The sequence below is a fragment of the Streptomyces sp. NPDC044571 genome, assembly GCF_040647115.1.
GTDB lineage: Bacteria > Actinomycetota > Actinomycetes > Streptomycetales > Streptomycetaceae > Streptomyces.
On the sequence record NZ_JBEZBN010000027.1, the window covers coordinates 43,207 to 65,338 of the forward strand.

Annotated in this window: 20 protein-coding genes; 6 read left to right on the forward strand and 14 right to left on the reverse strand. The window is 72.2% G+C overall.

Annotated features, from left to right (window positions below; all coding sequences use genetic code 11):
• Window positions 1-107 precede the first annotated feature (107 nt).
• The 5 genes from AB0B01_RS16695 to fahA form a co-directional block, all read right to left on the reverse strand.
• Entirely contained in the window at window positions 108-1,031 is a 924-nt protein-coding gene (locus AB0B01_RS16695; protein ID WP_361718757.1) for an ABC transporter permease, read from the reverse strand.
• Entirely contained in the window at window positions 1,028-2,380 is a 1,353-nt protein-coding gene (locus tag AB0B01_RS16700; RefSeq protein ID WP_361718760.1) for an ABC transporter substrate-binding protein, read from the reverse strand. Before AB0B01_RS16700 ends, AB0B01_RS16695 begins: the two co-directional genes overlap by 4 nt.
• 14 nt (window positions 2,381-2,394) lie before the next feature.
• Window positions 2,395-2,622 carry a ferredoxin family protein gene (locus tag AB0B01_RS16705; RefSeq protein ID WP_030298062.1) on the reverse strand — a complete coding sequence of 76 codons (228 nt, stop codon included), beginning with the start codon at window positions 2,620-2,622 and terminating at the stop codon, window positions 2,395-2,397.
• A 69-nt stretch (window positions 2,623-2,691) separates the two neighbouring features.
• Window positions 2,692-3,462 (reverse strand): GntR family transcriptional regulator, encoded by a 771-nt coding sequence (locus tag AB0B01_RS16710; RefSeq protein WP_361718764.1) that lies wholly within the window; start codon window positions 3,460-3,462, stop codon window positions 2,692-2,694.
• 139 nt (window positions 3,463-3,601) lie between these two features.
• Window positions 3,602-4,825, reverse strand: coding sequence for a fumarylacetoacetase (gene fahA / locus AB0B01_RS16715; protein WP_361718767.1), 1,224 nt, complete (start codon window positions 4,823-4,825; stop codon window positions 3,602-3,604).
• Window positions 4,826-4,999: 174 nt separating this feature from the next.
• On the opposite strand from fahA, the gene AB0B01_RS16720 reads away from it, so the two are divergent.
• Complete coding sequence (locus AB0B01_RS16720; RefSeq protein ID WP_361718884.1) at window positions 5,000-5,806, forward strand: HAD family hydrolase; 807 nt, start codon at window positions 5,000-5,002, stop codon at window positions 5,804-5,806.
• A 41-nt stretch (window positions 5,807-5,847) separates the two neighbouring features.
• On the opposite strand, the gene AB0B01_RS16725 is transcribed toward AB0B01_RS16720, so the two are convergent.
• On the reverse strand, window positions 5,848-7,857 hold the full coding sequence (locus tag AB0B01_RS16725; protein WP_361718770.1) for a CocE/NonD family hydrolase: 2,010 nt from the start codon (window positions 7,855-7,857) through the stop codon (window positions 5,848-5,850).
• 238 nt (window positions 7,858-8,095) lie between these two features.
• Between AB0B01_RS16725 and AB0B01_RS16730 the strand changes: the two genes are divergently transcribed.
• The 4 genes from AB0B01_RS16730 (at window position 8,096) to AB0B01_RS16745 (ending at window position 11,226) form a co-directional block, all read left to right on the forward strand.
• The gene (locus AB0B01_RS16730; protein WP_361718773.1) at window positions 8,096-9,106 is read left to right on the forward strand and encodes a polyprenyl synthetase family protein; all 1,011 of its coding nucleotides are present in this window, start codon (window positions 8,096-8,098) and stop codon (window positions 9,104-9,106) included.
• A 213-nt stretch (window positions 9,107-9,319) separates the two neighbouring features.
• On the forward strand, window positions 9,320-10,504 hold the full coding sequence (locus AB0B01_RS16735; protein ID WP_361718776.1) for a DUF2092 domain-containing protein: 1,185 nt from the start codon (window positions 9,320-9,322) through the stop codon (window positions 10,502-10,504).
• A gap of 105 nt (window positions 10,505-10,609) precedes the next feature.
• Entirely contained in the window at window positions 10,610-10,813 is a 204-nt protein-coding gene (locus AB0B01_RS16740; protein WP_225884906.1) for a ribbon-helix-helix domain-containing protein, read from the forward strand.
• Entirely contained in the window at window positions 10,810-11,226 is a 417-nt protein-coding gene (locus AB0B01_RS16745; protein WP_361718779.1) for a hypothetical protein, read from the forward strand. The genes AB0B01_RS16740 and AB0B01_RS16745 overlap by 4 nt, the downstream gene beginning before the upstream one ends.
• Before the next feature lie 43 nt (window positions 11,227-11,269).
• Here AB0B01_RS16745 and AB0B01_RS16750 read toward each other — a convergent pair whose 3' ends face one another.
• The 3 genes from AB0B01_RS16750 to AB0B01_RS16760 all read right to left on the reverse strand — a co-directional run bounded on the left by AB0B01_RS16750 (window position 11,270) and on the right by AB0B01_RS16760 (window position 14,728).
• Window positions 11,270-12,589 carry a M28 family metallopeptidase gene (locus tag AB0B01_RS16750; protein ID WP_361718782.1) on the reverse strand — a complete coding sequence of 440 codons (1,320 nt, stop codon included), beginning with the start codon at window positions 12,587-12,589 and terminating at the stop codon, window positions 11,270-11,272.
• A 205-nt stretch (window positions 12,590-12,794) separates the two neighbouring features.
• Window positions 12,795-13,748: an EamA family transporter RarD gene (gene rarD, locus AB0B01_RS16755; RefSeq protein WP_361718785.1), complete on the reverse strand. Its 954-nt coding sequence runs from the start codon at window positions 13,746-13,748 to the stop codon at window positions 12,795-12,797.
• Between the two features lie 125 nt (window positions 13,749-13,873).
• Window positions 13,874-14,728, reverse strand: a complete 855-nt coding sequence (locus tag AB0B01_RS16760; protein WP_361718788.1) for an SDR family oxidoreductase — start codon at window positions 14,726-14,728, stop codon at window positions 13,874-13,876.
• Between the two features lie 132 nt (window positions 14,729-14,860).
• Between AB0B01_RS16760 and AB0B01_RS16765 the strand changes: the two genes are divergently transcribed.
• Window positions 14,861-15,244 (forward strand): helix-turn-helix domain-containing protein, encoded by a 384-nt coding sequence (locus AB0B01_RS16765; RefSeq protein ID WP_361718791.1) that lies wholly within the window; start codon window positions 14,861-14,863, stop codon window positions 15,242-15,244.
• 62 nt (window positions 15,245-15,306) lie between these two features.
• Here AB0B01_RS16765 and AB0B01_RS16770 read toward each other — a convergent pair whose 3' ends face one another.
• The 5 genes from AB0B01_RS16770 to AB0B01_RS16790 all read right to left on the reverse strand — a co-directional run bounded on the left by AB0B01_RS16770 (window position 15,307) and on the right by AB0B01_RS16790 (window position 22,100).
• Window positions 15,307-16,374: a 2-oxoacid:ferredoxin oxidoreductase subunit beta gene (locus tag AB0B01_RS16770; protein ID WP_361718793.1), complete on the reverse strand. Its 1,068-nt coding sequence runs from the start codon at window positions 16,372-16,374 to the stop codon at window positions 15,307-15,309.
• Window positions 16,367-18,310, reverse strand: coding sequence for a 2-oxoacid:acceptor oxidoreductase subunit alpha (locus tag AB0B01_RS16775; RefSeq protein WP_361718796.1), 1,944 nt, complete (start codon window positions 18,308-18,310; stop codon window positions 16,367-16,369). The genes AB0B01_RS16770 and AB0B01_RS16775 overlap by 8 nt, the downstream gene beginning before the upstream one ends.
• Window positions 18,311-18,632: 322 nt before the next feature.
• Window positions 18,633-19,292, reverse strand: coding sequence for a response regulator transcription factor (locus AB0B01_RS16780; RefSeq protein WP_361718887.1), 660 nt, complete (start codon window positions 19,290-19,292; stop codon window positions 18,633-18,635).
• Window positions 19,293-19,491: 199 nt separating this feature from the next.
• Window positions 19,492-20,781: a sensor domain-containing protein gene (locus tag AB0B01_RS16785; protein ID WP_361718798.1), complete on the reverse strand. Its 1,290-nt coding sequence runs from the start codon at window positions 20,779-20,781 to the stop codon at window positions 19,492-19,494.
• Window positions 20,782-20,915: 134 nt separating this feature from the next.
• Window positions 20,916-22,100: a sensor domain-containing protein gene (locus AB0B01_RS16790; protein WP_361718801.1), complete on the reverse strand. Its 1,185-nt coding sequence runs from the start codon at window positions 22,098-22,100 to the stop codon at window positions 20,916-20,918.
• Window positions 22,101-22,132 lie beyond the last annotated feature (32 nt).

Here is a 22,132-nt window from a genome sequence, read left to right on the forward strand (position 1 = left end):
AACCGGCCCGTCCAGCGGCCCCGCGCCCGCAGCCGCGGCGGGCTGAGCGCCCGGGTGCGGACGGGGGGCCGGTTCCCGGCTCCGGGTTGGGGGGTGAGGCGACCGGGTCAGGGTGTGCTGCGGGCAACGGGGTCGGGCGTGCGGGCCGGGGTTCGGGGGCGGTGGCGCGGATCGGGCTGCCCGGGCCGGGGGTCGGCGGTGGGCTCCTGGCCGGGGTGTGGGCCGCGGAGTCGGGGGACCGGCCGCGGCGCCGGCCCCGCCGGGCCCTGCGCCGGGAGCCAGTGGGTCAGGCGGCGGCCCGCCCGTTCCACCGCCGTCGAGGTCAGCCAGCCCAGCGCGCCGATGGTGACCATCCCGACGAACACCGCCGGGTAGTCCACCACCGTGTAGTCCTGCCAGGTCCGGTACCCGACCCCGTACTCCCCCGAGATCATCTCGGCGGAGATCACGCAGATCCACGCCACGCCCATCCCCACCGACAGCCCGCCGAAGATGCCCGGCAGGGCGCCCGGCAGGACCACCGAGAACAGGACCCGCGACCGCCCCCCGCCCATCGTCAGGACCGCCTCCTCCCACACTGGCGACAGTGCCGCCACCGCGTGCCGGGTCGAGACCAGCACCGGGAAGAAGGCCGCCGAGCAGGTGATGAAGACGATCCCCTGCTCGTTCGAGGGGAACAGCAGGATCGCCACCGGCACCAGCGCGATCGCCGGGATCGGCCGCAGCACCTCAACCAGCGGCCCCAGCAGGTCCGCGGCCGTCCGGGAGCGCGCGATGGCCGTGCCCGCCGCCACGCCCAGCACCGCGGCCAGCACGAAGCCCGTCACGATCCGGCTCAGGCTGGAGCCGAGGTCCTGCCAGTACGGACCGGTCGACGCCCGCTCCAGGAGCCTCGACGCGACCTCGCCCACCGTCGGGAACTGCTCGAACCGCAGCAGCACCAGGTTCACGTCCCACGAGGTCAGCCCCTGCCATGCGACCAGGGCCGCCCCGAGCGAGGCCGCGCGCAGCAGTCGGCGCCCCGGGGTCATGAGGCCAGGGCTCCGGCCTCGGCGAAGCCCACGATCCGCGCCCCGGATTCCCGGTGCCGGTCGACGTACGCCGTGGCGCCCGCCCGGGTGACGAAGGCCCGCAGGTCGGAGCCCTCGGCCACCCAGACCGCCTGGTCCGCGAACCAGAGGGTTCCGGTCACCGCGTCCGGTACGTAGGCCGCCCGGACGTCGGCCCCCTTCGCCGCCTTGAGGAGCTCGCGCGGGGAGTCGAAGGACTCCGCGCGGGCCTGGCCGCGCCGCCAGAGCTCGGCGCGGGCGGGTGCGGCCACCGGATAGTCCTGGCCCGCGGCGACCCGCTTCAGGGGAGCCGGGTCCACGAAGGCGTCCACGTCCACGTCCGCCACCAGCTTCGCGTCCTTCAGCACCGGCACGTCCGCCTTCAGCGCCGCGACCAACTCCGGGCGCAGCGCCGGGTCGAAGGTCGCGATGCCGTGGGCGCCGTTGTAGAGGTAGACGACCTCGGCCGGCAGCCCCGTCTCCTTCGCCACCGACTCGGCCGCCGCGACCGGGTTCGTCCGCAAATAGTCGGTCGCCTTGCGCTGCGCCCGCAGGAAGTCGTCCAGCACACCCGCCCGCTGCGCGGCGAACTTCTCGCGCACCGTGACCCCGTGGAAGGTCGGCACGTTCAGCTCGGCGCCGTCGTAGAGGGCTCTCGCCTTCCCCTCGTACGCCAGCTGCCCCGGCCACGCTACGAACTGCGACAGCGCGTCCGCGCTGCCTGCCTGGAGGGCCGAAGCGCCCACGCTGGGCTGCTGGTTGAGCTTCTGGATGCCGCTCGACGGGTCGATCCCGGCGCGCTGCAGGGCCCGTACGAGGGTGCCGTCCGCGGCCGAGCCGACAGAGGTCGACACCTTCTTGCCGCGCAGGTCGGCGAGCGACTCCAGCTTCGAATCAGGGGCCGTGACCACGGTGTTGAGGCCGCCGCGCAGGTTGTAGCCGGTGACGGAGACCAGTCGGGTGGGCTGCTTCAGCTCGCGGCCGCGCGCGGCGTTGATCAGCAGCGGGAAGTCGCCCATCGAACCGATGTCGATCTTCCCGGCGGTCATCTGCGCGGTGATGGGCGCGCCGGTGGCGTAGTCCTGCCAGTCGACCTTGTACGTGACACCGTCCTTCTTGCCGCGGGCCGCGAGCTCCTGCTCGAAGTAGCCGAGGGAGCGCAGCAGGGTGCCGGCGGTGACGGTGTTGATGGTCTTGGACTGGTAGCCGACGGTCACGGTGACGGTCTTGGCGCCGTCCGCCCCGGACGCACTGCCGCACGCGGTGGCCAGCGGGGCGAGGAGGGCGGCGAGGGCAAGGACGAGGCGTACGGGGGTTCTGGTGCTGCGCATGGGGAGGGGGCCTTTCACCGGAGCAGGTAGGGCATGTTGACGGTCACCGCGCCGGTGGGACAGCGGGCGGCGCAGGGGCCGCAGTACCAGCACTCGTCCACGTGCATGTAGGCCTTGCCGCTGTCCTGGTGGATCGCGAGCGAGTCGAGCGGACACATGTCGACGCAGAGGGTGCAGCCGTCGATGCACAGGGACTCGTCGATGGTCACGGGCACGTCGCCGCGCTGGGGGACCAGAGGCATGGCTGTCTCCAGGGAAGGGTCTTGGCGAAGGGGGGGGCGTGGCGGGACGGGGGCGGGAGGGGAGGGGCTTCACAGGGAGCGGTGGAGCAGGCCGCCCATGGTGATCCGGTCGCCGCGGAAGCGGATGAACTCCAGGTCCACGGGGCGCCCGTCGCGCAGGTGGGTGAGCCGCTCCAGCAGCAGGACCGCGGCTCCGCGCGGGGCGTTGAGGACGGCGGCGGAGTGCGCGTCGGCGTTGACGGCTTCCAGGGTGATCTCGGCGTGGCCGAGCGGCTGCCCGGACAGGGTTTCCAGCAGCCGGAAGACGTCGGTGTTCTCCAGGTCGCAGTCGAGCAGTCCGGCGCCGACGTCCAGCGGGACGTACGTGAGGTCGAGGGAGAGCGGCAGGCCGTTCAGGCGCCGCAGCCGCTCGATGTAGAGCACCTCGGTGTGCTCGGGCAGGCCCAGCCGGCCGGCGACGGGGGCGGGGGCCCGCACCGGGCCGACCGTGCGGACCTCGTTGGTGACCCTGCCGTGCTCGTGCAGGGTTTCGGCCAGGCCCTGGAGGCGGTCGAGGCCGTGCGGGTACTTCTCGCAGACGACGACGGTCCCGACCCCGGGCCTGCGTTCGACGAGCCGTTCCCCGCGCAGCAGGTCGAGGGCCTGGCGGACGGTGTTGCGCCCGGCGCCGTACTCGGCGGCGAGGCGGTCCTCCAGGGGAAGGACCCCGCCGGGGTAGCCGCCGGCCAGGATCTGGTGGCGCAGCAGGTCGGCGAGCTGCCGCGCCTGGTCCGCGCGCAGCCGCCGCCGGCGCGCGGCGGCGACCGGGGCGGTGTGTGCGGAGGTGCGTTCGGCTGGCATGGCAGGGAACGTACCGGCGGTTCGGCGGCCGTGGTGTTGCAGCAGTATTGCGCCACCCCGTGGTCCGGGGGCGGGGCTGTGACCTGCGGTTTCGGCGGGGTGGCGGAAAGATCCGCCACCCCGCCGTTCACACTTCGGACTAGCGGGATCCCACGATGCGGCCGGTGACCTCGCCGAGGCCGACCCGGGTGCCGTCGGGGCCCGGGGCCCAGGCGGTGAGGGTGACGGTGTCCCCGTCCTCCAGGAAGGTGCGCTTGCCGTCGGCGAGCTCGACGGCGTCGCGTCCGTTCCACGTCAGCTCCAGCAGGGAGCCGCGCTGGCCGACCTCGGGGCCGCTGACCGTGCCGGAGCCGTACACGTCGCCCGTCCGCAGGGAGGCCCCGTTGACCGTCATGTGCGCGAGCTGCTGCGCGGCGGTCCAGTACATCGACGCGAAGGGCGGCTGCGCGACCTCCTGCCCGTTGATGGAGACGGTGATGTGCAGGTCGAAGCCGCCGGGGGTCTCGGCCCCGGCGTCGTCGAGGTAGGGCAGCAGCGGGAAGTCCCGGGCGGGCGGGGTGACCCGGGCGGCCTCCAGGGCGTCCAGCGGGGTCACCCAGGCGGAGACGGAGGTGGCGAAGGACTTGCCGAGGAAGGGGCCCAGCGGCACGTACTCCCAGGCCTGGATGTCGCGCGCCGACCAGTCGTTGAGCAGGAACAGCCCGAAGACGTGGTCCTCGAACTCGCCGAGCGGCACCGGACGGCCCAGTTCGGAGGGGGTGCCGACGACGAAGCCCACCTCGGCCTCGATGTCGAGCTTGACCGACGGCCCGAAGACGGGCGCCGGGTCGGCGGGTGCCTTGCGCTGGCCGCTGGGGCGCACGACCTCGGTGCCGGAGACGACGATGGTGCCGGAGCGGCCGTGGTAACCGATCGGCAGGTGCTTCCAGTTGGGCGTCAGCGCGTCGCCGTCGGGGCGGAAGATCCTGCCGACGTTGGTGGCGTGGTGCTCGCTCGCGTAGAAGTCGACGTAGTCGGCGACCTCGTAGGGCAGGTGCAGGGTGACGGCGTCCAGCGGCGTCAGGTGCGGCTCGACCGTCGCGCGGTGGCCCGGGTCGGTCACCCAGGCGGTCAGCGCACGCCGCACGTCGCGCCAGACGGGGCGGCCGGCGGCCAGCAGCGGATTGAGGGAGGTCTGCCCGAGCAGTGCGGCGTACGGGGAGCCGAGCGCGGCCGCGACCGCCCCCGCGTCGAGCACGTGGCCGCCGATGCGCACACCGATGCGGTGGCGCGGCTCCTCGGGCGTGGAGAAGACGCCGTACGGGAGGTTGTGCGGCCCGAACGGGTCGCCCTCGGGGACATCGAGGGGGCTCTGCTGGGGCATGGGGTGCTGCCTCGCTTTCGATGTGGTCCGGGGGTGTCCCGGGGGCTTGTTGACACGTTACGTGGCTGGTGGGGCCTGCGGGAGGCCGGATTCGGGCGCTATTTGTAGGACTTGTCCAATGGGGTCCGTATCCTTGCGCCCGTGACTTCCGCCGTGACTTCCGTGCATTCCGCCGTGCATTCCGCCCTCCCCTACGCACTCGTGGCCACCGATCTGGACGGGACCCTGCTGCGCGCCGGAGACACCGTCTCGGCCCGCTCGTACGCGGCGCTCGCGCGGGCGCGCGCCGCGGGCGCCCAGCACATCATCGTCACCGGGCGCCCCGTTCCCCAGGTCCGGCACGTGCTGGACGGCCTCGGTTACACGGGGCTCGCGGTGTGCGGGCAGGGCGCGCAGGTGTACGACGTGGCGGGCGCGCGCCTGTTGCACTCCGTTCCGCTGGACCGGGACCTGGCGGAGGTGGCGCTGGGCAAGATCGAGGCGGAGATCGGGGAGGTCTACGCGGCGGTCAACCAGGAGGGCGTGGACGCGGAGATGCTGATAGGGCCCGGCTACCGGATGTGGCACCCGCACCTGCCGACCGTGCGGGTGCGGCGCCGGTCCGACCTGTGGGCCTCGCCGATCAACAAGGTGCTGCTCCAGCACCCGGAACTGGACGACGACGAACTGACGCGGGTGGCGCGGTCGGTGGTCGGGGACCTGGTCAACGTGACGATGGCGGGGGAGCACACCGTGGAACTCCAGCCGCCGGGCGTGGACAAGGCGAGCGGGCTGGCGCTGGCGGCGGAGGTCCTGGGCGCGGCGGCGGGGTCGACGATCGCCTTCGGTGACATGCCGAACGACATCCCGATGTTCGCGTGGGCGGCGCGCGGGGTGGCGATGGCCAATGCGCACCGGGAGCTGGTGGCCGTGGCCGACGAGGTCACGCTGTCCAACGAGGACGACGGCATCGCGGTGGTCCTGGAGCGGCTGTTCGGCTGAGGGGGCTACCCCCTCAGGTCCGGGCGCCGGCCGTCCGGCCCTCAGGTCGCCGCGCGGGGGAGGCGGCGCTGCCACGTGCGGTGGAAGACCACCTCGTCGCCCTCCCTGCACACCACCTCGTTCGCCACGACGAAGCCGCCCTCGTCGCAGGTGGTCTCCGCATGCGTCTCGACCTGCGTGTCCCACGCCGGTTCGGGCCGGTGCATGCGGATCCGCCAGTCCGAGCGGGTCCGCGCCGACAGCGGATCCGCCTCCTGGATCTCGTACACGTCCAGCGCGTCGTCGACGACCTCCAGCCCGTCCGGGTAGATGCGCGTGCCCCCGTACCGGGGATCCACCTCCAGGCGCCACGTCCCGCTCGCGACGTCCCGTACGACGAGCCGCCCGGGCACCGGCTCGTCCAGCGTGGCCGGAACCGCCACCGCCAGCGGCGGCGCCTGTTCCGGGGCCTCGAACACGATCCCGGAGTCCGCCGCGCCGGCGGCCGCGGACCGCACCGGCAGGGTCAGGGCGCTGCCCGCCGGTTCCAGCGTCCAGCCCGCCTCCGAACCGGCCCGCGGCCAGACCCAGGGCCAGTACGCCGAGGAGAGCGCGAGCCGGATCCGGTGGCCCGGCGGGAAGGCGTGCCCGATGGCGCTCAGCTCGAAGGACACGTCCTCGAAGGCGCCCAGCGGCCACGGCACCGCCTTCTCCCGGCCCTGGCGCGCCGAGAGGTTCAGCGCCCCGCGCGTGACCAGGGTGGAAGCGCCGTCCGGGGCCACGTCGCACAGCCGCGCCACCACCTGCCCGTAGGGCACGTCCAGCCGCAGCCGGAGGGTGACCTGCGGCCGACCCAGGACCTCCACCGGGCCGGCGTCCGGCACGGGGAACTCGAAGCACGCCGACTTCGCGTCCTCCTCCCGCTGGTCGGGCGGCAGGTCGGCGTCGTCGCCGGAGGGGACGAACCGCCCGGCGTCCACGCCCGTGTACTGGGGCGAGGCCACGATCACCGGTGCGCCCTGGAGCCCGTAGGTGACGGGGGCGACGGCCGGGGAAGGCCACGCCGGGTCGCCGACCCAGCGGCCCTCCAGGTGCTCGTACGCCGTCGCCGGCCGGTGCGACCCCGAGATCCAGGAACGCAGCAGGGGCTCGTCCATCACCCCGTTGTCGGCGCCCTTGAGCCAGTGGTCCCACCACCGCAGCGTCTCCTGGAGGAAGCCGACGGCCGGGCCGGGCGACAGCCCGTGGTCCGGGTACCGGTGCGCCCACGGGCCGATCAGCCCGCGCACCCGGTCGGCGGGCAGGGCGGACAGCAGCCGCAGCACCGTGTCCCGGAAGGGGTCGTGCCAGCCGCCCACCGCCAGCACCGCCGCGCCGACCGCCCCGAGGTCCTCGCCGGCACTGCCGAGGTGCCAGTACGCGTCCCGGGTCTGGTGCGCCAACCAGGTGTGGAGCGGCGGCTCGACCGCTTCCAGCCGTGCGAGCCACTGCTCGCGCCAGCCGTCACCGGCGAACAGCGGATCCGGCGGGCGCGCGGCGAAGGCCGTCAGGGCCGCCGACCGCGCGCACATGCCCGCGGCCGTCGCCGAGCCGCCCCAGTAGTGGACGCCGTTCTCGTAGGGATCGTCCGTGGAGCAGACCGCGACCACCGCCTTCAGGGCCGGCGGCGCCAGGGCGGCGATCCGGAGGCTGCCGGTACCGCCCCGCCCGATCCCGAACATCCCCACCGGGCCGGTGCACCACGGCTGCTGCGCGAGCCACTCCACCACCGCGGCCCCGTCGGCCGCCTCCTGGGCGCCGTACGCGTCGCCGGGATTCCCCCCGCTGCAGCCGTGGCCCCGTACGTCCACCCGGACCGACGCGTAACCGTGGCCCGCGTACCACGGGTGGCGCTGGGCGTCGCGCGGGGCGGTCCGGTCCGTCAACCGGCCGGGCAGGTACTCCAGCAGCGCCGGAACCGCCTCGTCCGTCCGGGGGCGCCAGATCCGGGCGTACAGTTCGACGCCGTCCTGCAGGGGGATGCGGACGTCCTCGTGGGCGGTGTCGTAGGGGAAGTCGGTACGGATGATCATCGGATTCGACTCCCCGGTCCGCCAGGTCGGTCGGCGGTTCTGGCTGAAAGGCATGCTCCGGTCGTTCCGCCCCATCATGAAACATACCGGCGTGTATCGGGCGGTGCGCGCGCGGCGACATGACGGGCGCTCTCGGTGATCGAAAACAGACCGGATACGCTGGCTTGAGTGATGGCAGCGACACATCGACAATCCAGGTGATCGTCAGCGTGATCGTCAGCAGACAGGAGTACCCCTCGTGACCGTCGTCGGGCCGTTCGGACTGAGCGTGCGGGACCAGGCTCTTGAGACCGATGTCCAGGCCGGACTGGCCGCCGTCGAGGCGGGTCTGCTGGAGGCCACCAAGAGCGAAGTCCCCTTCATCACCGAGGCCGCACAACACCTGGTGCGGGCCGGCGGCAAGCGGTTCCGGCCGCTGCTGGTGATGCTCGCCGCCCGTTTCGGCGATCCGTACGCGCCGGGAGTGGTGCCCTCCGCCGTGGTCGTGGAGCTCACCCATCTGGCGACGCTCTACCACGACGACGTCATGGACGAGGCGGACGTCCGCCGCGGAGTGGCCAGCGCCAACGCCCGCTGGGGCAACTCGGTGGCCGTCCTGACGGGTGACTTCCTCTTCGCCCGCGCCTCGCACATCCTGGCCGACCTCGGGCCGGAGGCCGTACGCATCCAGGCCGAGGCCTTCGAGCGGCTCGTGACGGGCCAGATCCTGGAGACGGCCGGTCCGCGCGACGGCCGCGACCCCGTCGAGCACTACCTCGACGTCATCGCCGGCAAGACCGGCTCGCTGATCGCGGTCTCCGGCCGGTTCGGCGCGCTGATGTCCGGCGCCGACGAGTCGGTCGTCGACATCCTCACCCAGTACGGGGAGCGCCTCGGCACCGCCTTCCAGCTCGCCGACGACGTCCTCGACATCGCCTCCGACTCCCACGAGTCCGGCAAGACCCCGGGCACGGACCTGCGCGAGGGCATCCCCACGCTGCCCGTGCTGCGGCTGCGCGAGATGGCGGCCCAGGGCGGGGCCGCCGAGGACCTCGACCTCGTACGCCTCCTGGACGGCGACCTCACCGACGACGCGCGGCACGTCGAGGTGCTCTCCCGGCTGCGGGTGCACCCGGCGCTGGAACAGGCCCGCCGGGACACCATCCGCTACGCGCAGGACGCACGGGCCACGCTCGCCCCGCTGCCCGAGTGCTTCGCGAAGTCGGCCCTGGAGGAGCTGTGCGACGCGGTGGTGCACCGCGCCGGCTAGCCGGCACGGACCCCGGCTCCGGTGAGCCGCGTACGACCGAAGGCAGAGGCCCGGGCCCTGTGTCCCCTACGGGTAGGGGACACAGGGCCCGGTGCGTGTCATCCCTGGGGCGTACGCGGAGTTGAGTCCGCGGAGTGATGCCCCGACCCCCTCCCCTTTGGTCAGATAGAGGCACAACGCCACCAGATCGGGTGACAAAGGGGTAGGGCAGACATGGCAACGAACGCAAAGACCCGCAAGGCCGCACGGTATGCCGTTCCGGTCGCGGTGGCGGGTGTGGCCGCCGCGACCGTGGCGATGGTCCCGGCCTTCGCGAACTCCGGCAGCCCGGACCTGCCGGGGGTGACGGCCCAGCAGCTGATCGAGAAGATCGCGGCCTCGGAGGTGCAGCAGCTGTCCGGAAGTGCGCGCATCAGCACCGACCTCGGCCTGCCCTCCCTGGCGAGCGGCCTGCTCGGCGGGGCCGGCGGGGCCGGCGGCTCGGCCAACCCGGAGGACCGGATCGCCCAGTTGGCGAGCGGTACGCACACGGTACGGGTCGCCGCCGACGGGCCGGACCGCCAGAAGCTCACGTTCGTGGACGGCAAGAACGAGTACAGCGTCGTCCACAACGGCGCGGACGTCTGGGGATACGACAGCAAGGCCAACGAGGTCTGGCACGAGAAGAACCAGGACGCCGGGAAGCCGGCCGAGGGACCGGCCGGATCGCCCCAGCAGCTGGCCCAGGACATCCTGAAGGCCGCGGGCCCGACCACGGACGTCAGCGTGGGCGACACCGCGCAGGTGGCCGGCCGGGACGCCTACCAGCTGGTGCTGAAGCCGAAGCAGAGCGGCTCCACGATCGCCTCGGTCAAGATCGCGGTGGATGCGAAGAACGGCGTCCCGCTCCGCGTCCAGCTGCTGGCGACCGAGGGCGGCAAGCCGATCGTCGACGCCGGCTTCACCAAGGTGGACTTCGCCAAGCCGTCCGCCGACACCTTCGCCTTCACCGCGCCCAAGGGCGCCAAGGTGACCGAGGGCGCCGACCACGCCCCGGGCAAGGGTGGCAAGGACGGCAAGGAATGGAAGGGCCTGGACTCCTTCCCCGGCCTTGAGGGCCTGACCGGCGGTGCGGGCGGCAAGGGCGAGACGAAGGTGCTCGGCGAGGGCTGGGCGACGATCGCCCGCATCGACACGGGCGCCGGCAAGAGCCTCAAGGAGCTGGAGAACGACAAGAACGCCCCCAAGGAAGCCAAGCAGTTCCTGAGCAGCCTCGGGGACAAGGTCAGCGGGAAGTTCGGCGAGGGCCGGCTCTTCAAGACCCGCGTGGTCAATGCCCTGATCACGGACGACGGCAAGGTCTATGTCGGCGCGGTCACCAAGGACGCCCTGGTGCAGGCGGCTGACGCCAACAAGTAATCCCGTGTGAGGGGTGTGCCCGAAGGGTGGGCGGGGACTGTGTCCCTGCCCACCCTTCGGCCGTTCCGGCCCTCCGTACAGCGGCCCCGCTGTACGGTGAAGGACATGTCGAGACACGTCACCATCCGCCTGGATGAAGAGTTCCACGAACGCCTGAAGGCGCGCGCGGCGGCGCTGGGGACGACGGTCACCGCGCTGATCACCGAGGTGACGGAACGCGAACTCGACGAGGACCGGAAGAACTTCCTCTCCGGGATAGAGGAGTTCGCCGACCACTGGGGCTACTTCCAGGAGCGGTTCGGCAATTGAAGATCACCATGGAGTGGGCCTGGACGGCTCTGGCCCACCATCTCCCGTCCGATCCCGCCGTATGGGATCCCTCCGGGGTGGCCGCCGCGGTCGCCCGGCACCAGAACGACCTCGTCCTGGTGCCCGAACAGCCCGCCCCGGACACCGCGTGGCGGGCTGCTGCGTTCCTGCACACGCTCGCCGTGTGCCCCGCGCTGGAATCGCCGATGAACGAGTTCTACGCGGCCGCCGCCACCCGCTCCTACCTGCGGGTGGCGGGAGCCACGCAACTGCCCTCCCCGGAGGAGCTCGGCGACCTGGTGGAGGCGGCGAAGCTGGGCCGCGCGGACGTCTGCGCGGTGGCCGAGGAACTGCGCGCCCTGATCCGGGAGCCGCAGTCCGCCGGGCCGTCCTCGCAGGGGGCGTCCTCCTAGGCGGCCGGCCCCCGCGGGACGGCCCCTCCCGGGCGCCCGCCTCCTAGAAGGTGATCTTCCAGCTGTTGATGTAGCCGACGTCCTGCGCCGCGACGTCCTTGACCTGGAGCTTCCAGACGCCGTTGGCGACCTCGCCGGAGGCATTGACCGTGTAGGAAGCCACCACGTTGTCCGCGGAGTCCGAACCGGAGGAGTTCTTCAGCCGGTACGCCGTGCCGTCCGGGGCGATCAGGTCGACCACCAGGTCACCGCGGTAGGTGTGGACGATGTTCACGTCGACCTTGGTGGTGGCCGGGGCGTTCCCCGTCACGCCGGATACCGTGATCGGCGAGGTCGCCGCGGCGCCGGGGGAGTCCGGGATGTTCACGTCCGCCGTGTTCTCGAAGGACGGGCCGGGCGGTACCGGCGTGGCCGCCCCGAGGTTCCATATCGCGTAGGCGATGGCGTCGGAATTGCGGTCCAGGGCGGTGTCGTTGATGTTCGCCGTGGTGTCGCAGGAGGAGTGGTAGCAGCGGTCGAAGGCCTGACCGGAGGTGCCGCCCCACTTCTGGGCCTGCGCCGCGGTCTTGGTGTAGTCGGCGCCGGAGAACAGGCCGCCGACCGGGATGCCCGCGCTCTTGAAGGGGGCGTGGTCGGAGCGCCCGTCGCCCTCGGTCTCTATCTCCGTCGGGATGTTCAGTCCCGCGAAGTAGGTCTTGAAGGTCTGCTCGATCGTCGGGTCGTCGTCGTAGACGAAGTACCCCGGGTTGGGAGAGCCGATCATGTCGAAGTTCAGGTAGCCGGAGATCTTCGCCTTCTCGGCGCTCGGCAGGTTGTTGACGTAGTACTTGGAGCCGACGAGTCCCAGCTCCTCCGCTCCCCACCAACCGAACCGCAGGTGCTTGGTGGGCTGGAGCTGAGCGCGCGACACGGCCAGCGCGGTCTCCAGTACGGCGGCCGAACCGGATCCGTTGTCGTTGATGCCGGGACCCGCGGTCACCGAGTCCAGGTGCGAACCGGCCATCAGCACGGAGTTCGGGTCGCCGCCCGGCCAGTCGGCGATCAGGTTGTAGCCGGTGGCGCCGCTGGAGGTGAAGGTCTGCAGCGTGGTGGTGAAGCCGGCCGCGTCCAGCTTCGCCTTCACGTAGTCGATCGAGGCCTTGTACCCGGCCCTGCCGTGGGCGCGGTTCCCGCCGTTGCCGTTGGCGATGCTCTGGAACTGGGCCAGGTGCGCCTTGACGTTGGCCAGCGGGATGTCGGGCGGAGTCGGGGCCGCGGCGACCGCCGTGGGAGCGGCCAGTGCGGCGGGGGCGGTGGAGGCGAACAGGCCGGCGACCGCGAGGGCGGTCACGGCGGCAAGACGCCGGGAGACGGACAGGCTCATGTGGGGGCTCTCCGGGATTCCGTTGGGGATGGAACGGAACGTTCGGGGGTGGCGCAGGTGAGCGATCGTGCGTCAGTGCGAGCCCGATGTTGAGTGAGATATGACGGCGCGTCAAGACCGGGATCCGGTCAGGGTGGTTCGGAAAACGGACGATCCCCGGTGCGGAGGTTCCGCACCGGGGATCGTGGGGGTATGGGGCGCGGTGTTACGCCGGCTCGTGGGCCGGCGCGGCCGGCGACGGCCCGGCGGCGCGCAGCGCGTCGAGCCGGATCCGGGACTGCCGCGCCGTGCGCAGCGCGTCCCAGGTGAGCAGCGCGAGCGCCACCCAGACCAGGGAGAACCCGGCCCAGCGCTCGGGCGGCATGGCCTCGTGGAAGTACAGGACGCCCAGCCCGAACTGGAACACCGGGGCCATGTACTGGAGCAGCCCGAGGGTGGAGAGTGGAACGCGGATCGCCGCCGCGCCGAAGAACACCAGCGGGATCGCGGTGACCAGCCCGGTCGCGGCGAGCAGGGCGGAGTGCCCGGGGCCCTCGGCGGCGAAGGTGGACCGGCCCTGCGCGCCCAGCCACAGCAGGTAACCGAGCGCGGGCAGGAACAGCAGTGCGGTCTCGGCGGCCAGCGACTCCACGCCGCCCATGTCGAGCTTCTTCTTGATCAGCCCGTACGCGGCGAAGGAGAAGGCAAGCACCAGTGAGATCCACGGCGGCCGTCCGTACCCGACGGCGAGCACCAGCACGGCGGCCGCGCCGATGCCGACCGCCGCCCACTGCGCGCGGCGCAGCCGCTCGCCGAGGACCAGCACGCCGATCCCGATGGTGACCAGCGGGTTGATGAAGTACCCCAGGCTGGCCTCGACCACGGCCCCGTGGTTGACGGCCCAGATGTAGAGGCCCCAGTTCACGGAGATCACCGAGGCCGCCAGGGCGGTCAGGCCCAGTTTGCGGGGCTGGCGCAGGAGCTCGCGTATCCAGCCCCAGCGGCGCAGTGCGAGCAGCACCACGCCGACGAAGGCCAGCGACCACACCATGCGGTGGGCGAGGATCTCGACGGCCCCCGAAGGCTTGAGGAGCGGCCAGAAGAGGGGGACGAGCCCCCACATCCCGTACGCGCCGAATCCGTAGAGCAGACCCGTGCGCTGCTCGTTCTCTGCCTTCACGGGGCCTCCCGTACGTGTTTCGGCCAACTTCACGAAGGTAGCGCCGTACGGGGCGGATGTCATGCCCGTCTACCCGAGATACTCATGACATCTTCGCGGCCTTGCGGGACGGGCGCCCGGCGGGCTCAGGCCAGTGCCGAGGCGATCGCGTGGGCCACCGGGGTGGTCGGGCGCCCGATGAGCCGGGACAGGTCCCCGCCGGTGTGGGCCAGTCGGCCGCGGGAGATCGCCGCGTCCACGTCGACGAGGATCGCCGCGAAGCCCTCGGGGACCCCGGCGCCGGTCAGGATCGACCGGTGCGTGTCCGCCGGGACCTCGGAGTACGCCACCTCCTTGCCGGACTGCGCCGCGACCTCGGCCGCGTACTCCGCCAGGCTCCAGGCGGTGTCGCCGGACAGCTCGTAGACCCGGTTCAGATGGCCCTCGCCGGTTAGGACGGCTGCCGCGGCGGCCGCGTAGTCGGCGCGCGCGGCAGAGGCGATCCGGCCCTCGCCCGCGCTGCCCACGACGGCGCCGTGCTCCAGCACCGTGCCCAGCCGGCCCGTGTAGTTCTCGTGGTACCAGCCGTTGCGCAGGAAGGTGTACGGCAGGCCGGAGTCGAGGATGGCCTGCTCGGTGACCTGGTGCTCGGCGGCCAGGTCGAAGTCGGCCTCGGGGCCGCCGAGGATCCCGGTGTAGGCGAGCTGGGCGACGCCGGCGGCCTTCGCGGCCTCGATGACGGCGGCGTGCTGCGGCACGCGGCGCCCGACCTCGTTGCCGGAGATCAGCAGCACGCGGTCGCCGGCGCGGAAGGCGCCGGCCAGGGTCTCGGGGGAGTCGTAGTCCGCGATGCGCACCTCGACGCCGCGCGCGGCCAGGTCGGCGGCCCTCTCCTTGCTGCGGACGACGACGGCGATGCGCTCGGCCGGAACCTGCTCCAGCAGTTCCTCGACGACGAGGCGGCCGAGGGCTCCGGTGGCTCCGGTGACGACGATGCTCATGGGGTGCGCTCCTTGCGGTGGGGTCCGTTGCCGGGTCCGTCGGTCGCGGGGGCGGTCGGTTCCGGCTGTGTCCCCAAGCTAAATGAAAGCGCTAACCTTTCGTAAGTACCCACTTCAAAGTAAGCTACTGCCATGGGAGTAAGGGACGTGAGCAGGGAAGTCTCCGTGAAGGCCCCGATGTGCCCCTCGCGGGGCGTGCTGGAACACGTCACCAGCCGCTGGGGCGTCCTGGTCCTGGCCGCCCTGGTCGAGCGCTCCCACCGCTTCGGCGAACTGCGCCGCGAGATCGGCGGCGTCAGCGAGAAGATGCTGACCCAGACCCTCCGGACGCTGGAGCGCGACGGCTTCCTGCTGCGCGACGTGAAGCCCGTGATCCCCCCGCGGGTGGACTACTCGCTCACCCCCCTCGGGCGCGAGGCCGCCGAGCAGGTGTGGGCCCTCGCGCGCTGGACCGAGCGGCGCACCCCGGACGTGCAGGCGGCGCGCGCCGCGTACGACGAAGCCCGGAGCTCCTGAGGAACTCCGGGCTCGGCGGCTCACGGGCCGGGCGGCTCTGCGGCCGGGCGGCTCGCGGCGCCCTAGCCGACGACCGTCCAGGTGTCGTTGCCGGTCAGCAGCGTGCTGAGGTCGCCCTTGCCCTTGGCGTCGACCGCCGCATCGAGCTGCTCCGCCATGAGCGTGTCGTACACGGGCCGCTCGACATTGCGGAACACCCCGATCGGGGTCTGCCGCAGCGTGTCGGGGTCGGCCAGCCGGGACAGGGCGAACGCGGTGGTCGGGCTGGCGAGCGTCGCGTCGTGCACCAGGATCCGCGCCTCGTTCTCCGGGGTGACCGCGACGACCTCAAGGTCACCGGTGGCCGGGTTGCGGACGACGCCCTTGTGGCCGTCGGCGCCGAAGCGGATCGGCTTGCCGTGCTCCAGCCGGATCACGGCCTCCTGGGCCTGCTCCTGGTCCTTGAGGACCTCGAAGGCGCCGTCGTTGAAGATGTTGCAGTTCTGGTAGATCTCCACCAGCGCCGTTCCCTGGTGGTCGGCGGCCGCGCGCAGCACCTCCGTGAGGTGCTTGCGGTCGGAGTCGACCGTGCGGGCCACGAAGGAGGCCTCGGCGCCGAGCGCCAGCGACACCGGGTTGAAGGGCGCGTCGAGAGAGCCCATCGGCGTGGACTTGGTGATCTTGCCGACCTCGGAGGTGGGCGAGTACTGGCCCTTGGTCAGGCCGTAGATCCGGTTGTTGAACAGCAGGATCTTCAGGTTGACGTTCCGCCGCAGGGCGTGGATCAGGTGGTTGCCGCCGATGGAGAGCGCGTCGCCGTCACCGGTGACCACCCACACCGACAGGTCCCGGCGCGAGGTGGCCAGGCCCGTGGCGATGGCGGGGGCGCGGCCGTGGATCGAGTGCATCCCGTAGGTGTTCATGTAGTACGGGAAGCGGGAGGAGCAGCCGATGCCGGAGACGAAGACGATGTTCTCCTTCGCCAGCCCCAGCTCGGGCATGAAGCCCTGCACGGCCGCGAGCACCGCGTAGTCCCCGCAGCCCGGGCACCATCGGACCTCCTGGTCCGACTTGAAGTCCTTCATGGACTGCTTGGCCTGTGCCTTGGGCACCAGGGAGAGCAGGGTGGGAGCGTCCGTCACCTCAGTCATTGATGGCCTCCTCAAGAACCTTCGCGAGCTGCTCCGCCTTGAACGGCATTCCGTTCACCTGGTTGTACGACTGGGCGTCGACCAGGTACTTCGCCCTGATGAGGGTCGCGAGCTGCCCGAGGTTCATCTCCGGCACCACTACCTTCTGGTAACGCTTCAGGACCTCTCCCAGATTCCGCGGGAAGGGGTTGAGGTGGCGCAGGTGGGCCTGCGCGACGGGGACCCCGGCGGCGCGCAGCCGGCGTACTGCGGCGGTGATGGGTCCGTAGGTGGAGCCCCAGCCCAGGACGAGGGTGCGGGCCTGGTCGGGGTCGTCGACCTCCACGTCCGGGACCTCGATGCCGTCGATCTTGGCCTGGCGGGTGCGGACCATGAGGTCGTGGTTGGCCGGGTCGTACGAGATGTTGCCCGTGCCGTCCTGCTTCTCGATGCCGCCGATCCGGTGCTCCAGGCCCGGCGTGCCCGGGACCGCCCAGGGCCGGGCCAGGGTGTGCGGGTCGCGCTTGAACGGCCAGAAGACCTCGGTGCCGTCCGCGAGCTCGTGGTTGGGGCCGGAGGCGAACCGCACCCGCAGGTCCGGCAGGTCCGCCACGTCCGGGATCCGCCACGGCTCGGAGCCGTTGGCCAGGTACCCGTCCGACAGCAGGAACACCGGCGTCCGGTACGTCAGCGCGATCCGGGCCGCATCCAGCGCCGCGTCGAAGCAGTCCGCCGGAGTGCGCGGGGCCACGACGGGGACGGGAGCCTCGCCGTTGCGGCCGTACATGGCCTGGAGCAGATCCGCCTGCTCCGTCTTGGTCGGCAGGCCGGTGGACGGGCCGCCGCGCTGGATGTCCACGATCAGCAGCGGCAGCTCCAGGGAGACCGCCAGGCCGATCGTCTCCGACTTCAGCGCCACGCCCGGACCGGAGGTGGTCGTCACGCCGAGGGCCCCGCCGAAGGCCGCGCCCAGCGCCGCCCCGATGCCGGCGATCTCGTCCTCGGCCTGGAAGGTCCGCACGCCGAAGTTCTTGTGCCGGCTCAGCTCGTGCAGGATGTCCGAGGCCGGGGTGATCGGGTACGAGCCCAGGTAGAGCGGCAGATCGGCCTGGCGGCTCGCCGCGATCAGCCCGTAGGACAGGGCGAGGTTCCCGGAGATGTTGCGGTACGTGCCGGTCGGGAAGGCGCGGGTGGCCGGGGCCACCTCGTACGAGACCGCGAAGTCCTCGGTGGTCTCGCCGAAGTTCCAGCCCGCCCGGAACGCCGCCACGTTCGCCTCGGCGATCTCCGGCTTCTTGGCGAACTTCTGCCGCAGGAAGGTCTCCGTGCCCTCGGTCGGCCGGTGGTACATCCAGCTGAGCAGGCCCAGCGCGAACATGTTCTTGCTGCGCTCCGCCTCCTTGCGGGACAGCCCGAAATCCTTCAGGGCCTCGACCGTGAGGGTGGTCAGCGGGACCGGATGGATGTTGTAGGCCCCCAGGGAGCCGTCTTCCAGCGGGGAGGTTTCGTAGCCGACCTTCGCCATCGGGCGCTTGGTGAATTCATCGGTGTTGATGATGATCTCCGCGCCCCGCGGCACGTCCCCGATGTTCGCCTTCAGCGCCGCCGGATTCATCGCCACCAGTACGTTCGGGGCATCGCCCGGCGTCAGGATGTCGTGGTCGGCGAAATGCAGCTGGAAGGAGGAGACGCCCGGCAGGGTCCCGGCAGGCGCGCGGATCTCGGCCGGGAAATTCGGCAGTGTCGAGAGATCGTTGCCGAAGGACGCCGTCTCCGAGGTGAACCGGTCACCGGTGAGCTGCATGCCGTCACCCGAGTCACCCGCGAACCGGATGATCACCCGGTCGAGGCGGCGCACTTCCTTGCCGCCCGGGCCCGGGGGTGTCCGCTGCTCGCCGACTACAGCCCCTTCGGCGCCGTCGGCCTGTTCGGCTGGGCTACTGACCTGGCTGGTCACTGAACTGGACCTCCTTCGAGGCGTGGCGTTCCCGCTCCCAAGGCCAACCCTACGTCGGTCGGGATGACCTTCCTCGGGGACGCTCATATTCTGGACCGTCGTCTTGCGGCGGTCTGTCGGAAGAATGCCGAGAGATTCCGAGAGATTCCGAGAGATTCCGAGACGTTCCGGGATCTCGCGCCGTGCAGGAAATAGTGCGAGCCCCTTCGGCCAGGCGCGGTAACCGCCGTACCTGACAGGGTGTCAGTCGATCAGGATTCCGATCAAGGCCGGACCGGCGCGGAAATCCGCGATCACGGCCCCCGCGGGCCCGCCCGGCCCGTCACGAGCGCAGATAGGTCAGGACGGCCAGGACGCGTCGGTGGTCCCCGTCGCTGGGGGACAGGCCGAGCTTCATGAAGATGTTGCTGACGTGCTTCTCCACCGCCCCGTCGCTCACCACCAGCTGCTTGGCCACGGCGGAATTGGTCCGGCCCTCCGCCATCAGCCCCAGCACCTCGCGCTCCCGCGGGGTCAGACCGGCCAGCACGTCCTGCTTGCGGCTGCGGCCGAGCAGCTGGGCCACCACCTCCGGGTCCAGGGCGGTGCCGCCCCGGGCCACGCGGACGACGGCGTCCACGAACTCCCGCACGTCGGCGACCCGGTCCTTGAGGAGGTACCCCACGCCGGTACTGGACCCGGCCAGCAGTTCCGTGGCGTACTGCTCCTCCACGTACTGGGACAGCACCAGGACCCCGATCCCGGGGTGCTCGCGCCTGAGCCGTACCGCCGCCCGTACGCCCTCGTCGGTGTGGGTCGGGGGCATCCGTACGTCGGCCACCACCACATCCGGCAGCGCGTCCTCCGCGGCCAGCTCGGCGACCGTCTTGAGCAGGGCCTCCGCGTCGGACACGCCGGCCACGACGTCATGCCCCCGGTCGGTCAGCAGCCGGGTCAGCCCCTCACGCAGCAGCACCGAATCCTCGGCGATGACCACCCGCACCCTGTCTTCCACGACTCGCCGCTCCCGCATCCGCACCGCACATCCCCGTTGTCGCTGTCCCAGCCAAGCATCCCAGCCTCAAGGGCCGGTGTAGGCGTAATTGGATCAACGAACGGCTGCGGGTCGGTGCCCCGGGGAGCCGGGCGGCGGCCGAGCCGGGAGGGCCCGCCGGGATGCCGGCGGCCGGCCGCCGGGCCGGTCAGGCCGAGCGCCCACGCCAGGGCAGCTCGGCGGTGACGGTGGTGCCGCCACCGACGGGGGAGTCCACGACCAGCACCCCGTCGACGGCGTCGAGCCGTTCGGCGAGCCCCGCCAGCCCGCTCCCGGCCCCGTCGGTCCGTGCGCCGCCGCGGCCGTCGTCGGCGACCTGGATCAGCAGGCGGTCCCCGGACCGCCACACGTCCACGCTCGCGACCCGGGCCCCCGCGTGCTTGCTGGTGTTCTGCAGCAGCTCCGACACGGTGAAGTAGGCGATCCCCTCAACCGCGGCCGCCGGCCGCTCGGCCAGATCCACCGCCACCTTCACCGGGACGGTGCACCGGGCGGCCACGGAGGACAGCGCGGCGTCCAGCCCCCGGTCGGTCAGCACCGCCGGGTGGATCCCGCGGGCCAGGTCACGCAGCTCCTGGAGCGCGATCTTCACCTCGCCGTGGGCCTCGTCCACCATCCGCGCCGCGGCCTGCGGATCCTGCGCGAGCTTCTCCTTCGCGAGCCCCAGGTCCATCGCCAGCGCCACCAGCCGCGCCTGCGCCCCGTCGTGCAGGTCCCGCTCGATGCGCCGCAGGTCGGCCGCCGCCGTGTCGGCCACGACCCCCCGGTCGGACTCCAGCTCGCTGACCCGGTGGTCGAGGCGGGAGGGGCCGAGCAGCGCGGCGACCAGCAGCCGGTCGACGGTGGCCAGGGCGTGGATCACCCAGGGCGTGGCCAGGGTGACGAGGAGCCCGGCCAGGCAGGCCAGGGCCGTCCCGGTGGGTGAATCCAGGGAGATCGCGTGGTCGCCGTTCTGGAACACCAGGACCTCGCGCTCGCCGGCGTGCTCCGGGAACACCCAGTACCAGACGGGGTACAGCAGGAGGGCCCACCCGGTCGTCCACAGGGTCACGGCCACGCAGAAGCCGAAGACCGCCCACGGGAAGTGGACCAGGGAGTACAGGACGTGCCGCCAGGCGCTGCCGTTCCTGAGCAGCGCCCCCACGGTGGCGAGCGGCCCCGGCTTGCCGGCCCGGACGGGAGCGGGATCGGCCATGTCCACGCCGAGCAGCCCGCGCACCCGGACCCGCTCGATCCGTCCGAAGCCGCGGCACAGGGCGAGCACCCCGGCAAGCACGGGGACCCCGAGGAAGGTGACGAGCAGTCCGGCACCGAGGCTGACGCCGGTCACGGCGGCGGTGAAGTAGCAGATGCTCAGCGGCAGCCCGAGCAGCAGGTACCCCAGCTCCCGCCAGGTCCGCCCCGCCACCGGAGCCCGCAACACCGCAACGACACCCATGATCCCCGCCCCGCCTTTCCCCGCGCCTGATGTATGTCCCCACCCTCCCGCCCGCGTGCGCCCGCGCACCATCGGGCGGGTCGGCGTCCGCCCCCGGGGGTTAACCCCACCCCGGGGATCCGCCGGTCATCCGGTCAGCGGGCGCGCCACGGCAGTTCCGCCGTGACCACCGTGCCCCCGCCCTCCGGGGAGTCCACCGCGAACACCCCGTCCACCGCCCCGATCCGCTCCGCCAGCCCCGCCAGGCCCGTTCCGCCGCCCCGCCGGATACCGGCACCGCCCCGGCCGTCGTCGGACACGCGGATCAGCAGCCGGGTGTCCGCCCGCCACACCTCCACGCCCGCGCCGCGGGCCCCGGCATGCTTGCTGATGTTCTGCAGCAGCTCCGACACGGTGAAGTAGGCGATCCCCTCGACCGCGGCCGCCGGCCGCTCCGGCAGGTCCACCGCCACCTTCACCGGCACCGCGCACCGCGAAGCCACCGCCGACAGCGCCGCGTCCAGCCCCCGGTCCGTCAGCACCGCCGGGTGGATCCCCCGCGCCAGGTCCCGCAGCTCCTGCAGGGCCAGCTTCACCTCGCCGTGGGCCTCGTCGACCATCGCCGCCGCCGCGTCCGGGTCCTCCAGCAGCTTCTCCTTCGCGAGGCCCAGCCCCATCGCCAGCGCCACCAGCCGGGCCTGTGCCCCGTCGTGCAGGTCCCGCTCGATGCGCCGCAGGTCGGCCGCGGCCGTGTCCACCACCACCCCCCGGTCGGACTCCAGCTCCGCGATCCGCCGCTCCAGCCCGTCAGAGGGCGACAGCAGCCCCCGTACCATCGCCCGGTCCACGTCCGACAGGGCCCGCGACACGTACGGCAGTACCGGCCACAGCACGAACAGCCCGGTCAGCGTCACCGAGAACGTCAACACCCCCCAGGGCAGCCGCACCAGCTCGAACAGCACCGTCCGCCAGGCCACCGGGTCCTTCACGGCGATCCACAGCCAGGGGAAGAACCCCCCGGACCGCCGCCACCCGGGCAGCGGGCTCGGCTCTTCCACCCGTACGCCCAGGAGCCACCGCGCCCGGGCCCGCTCGAACCGTCCCAACCAGCGAGACACCGCCAAACCGGCTGCGAGCAGCGGAAGACCGATCGCGGTCACGGACAGACCACCCGCGGTCGACACCATGCACACGGTGTAGAGGAACCCGGCAAGCGCCAGCGGAAGATTGACCAGCAGATGGGCGATCTCCTTCCAGGCCACGGCACCCAGGGCAGGGCGGACGGGAGGCAGCCCGCCGTCTTCGGCGGCTTGGTGGGAGACTTGAAGGCTCACGGTCATGCGCCTCAGCCTGCCAATTCCGCAAGGTGCAT

Coding starts and splice junctions, on each gene's coding strand:
- AB0B01_RS16705 (WP_030298062.1), bottom strand. CDS start 2,622: ATGCCTCTGGTCCCCCAGCGCGGCGACGTGCCCGTGACCATCGACGAG.
- AB0B01_RS16710 (WP_361718764.1), bottom strand. CDS start 3,462: ATGCCAGCCGAACGCACCTCCGCACACACCGCCCCGGTCGCCGCCGCG.
- AB0B01_RS16760 (WP_361718788.1), bottom strand. CDS start 14,728: ATGAGCATCGTCGTCACCGGAGCCACCGGAGCCCTCGGCCGCCTCGTC.
- AB0B01_RS16695 (WP_361718757.1), bottom strand. CDS start 1,031: ATGACCCCGGGGCGCCGACTGCTGCGCGCGGCCTCGCTCGGGGCGGCC.
- AB0B01_RS16770 (WP_361718793.1), bottom strand. CDS start 16,374: ATGACTGAGGTGACGGACGCTCCCACCCTGCTCTCCCTGGTGCCCAAG.
- fahA (WP_361718767.1), bottom strand. CDS start 4,825: ATGCCCCAGCAGAGCCCCCTCGATGTCCCCGAGGGCGACCCGTTCGGG.
- AB0B01_RS16725 (WP_361718770.1), bottom strand. CDS start 7,857: ATGATCATCCGTACCGACTTCCCCTACGACACCGCCCACGAGGACGTC.
- AB0B01_RS16700 (WP_361718760.1), bottom strand. CDS start 2,380: ATGCGCAGCACCAGAACCCCCGTACGCCTCGTCCTTGCCCTCGCCGCC.
- AB0B01_RS16735 (WP_361718776.1), top strand. CDS start 9,320: ATGGCAACGAACGCAAAGACCCGCAAGGCCGCACGGTATGCCGTTCCG.
- AB0B01_RS16785 (WP_361718798.1), bottom strand. CDS start 20,781: ATGGGTGTCGTTGCGGTGTTGCGGGCTCCGGTGGCGGGGCGGACCTGG.
- AB0B01_RS16740 (WP_225884906.1), top strand. CDS start 10,610: ATGTCGAGACACGTCACCATCCGCCTGGATGAAGAGTTCCACGAACGC.
- AB0B01_RS16765 (WP_361718791.1), top strand. CDS start 14,861: ATGGGAGTAAGGGACGTGAGCAGGGAAGTCTCCGTGAAGGCCCCGATG.
- AB0B01_RS16790 (WP_361718801.1), bottom strand. CDS start 22,100: ATGACCGTGAGCCTTCAAGTCTCCCACCAAGCCGCCGAAGACGGCGGG.
- AB0B01_RS16750 (WP_361718782.1), bottom strand. CDS start 12,589: ATGAGCCTGTCCGTCTCCCGGCGTCTTGCCGCCGTGACCGCCCTCGCG.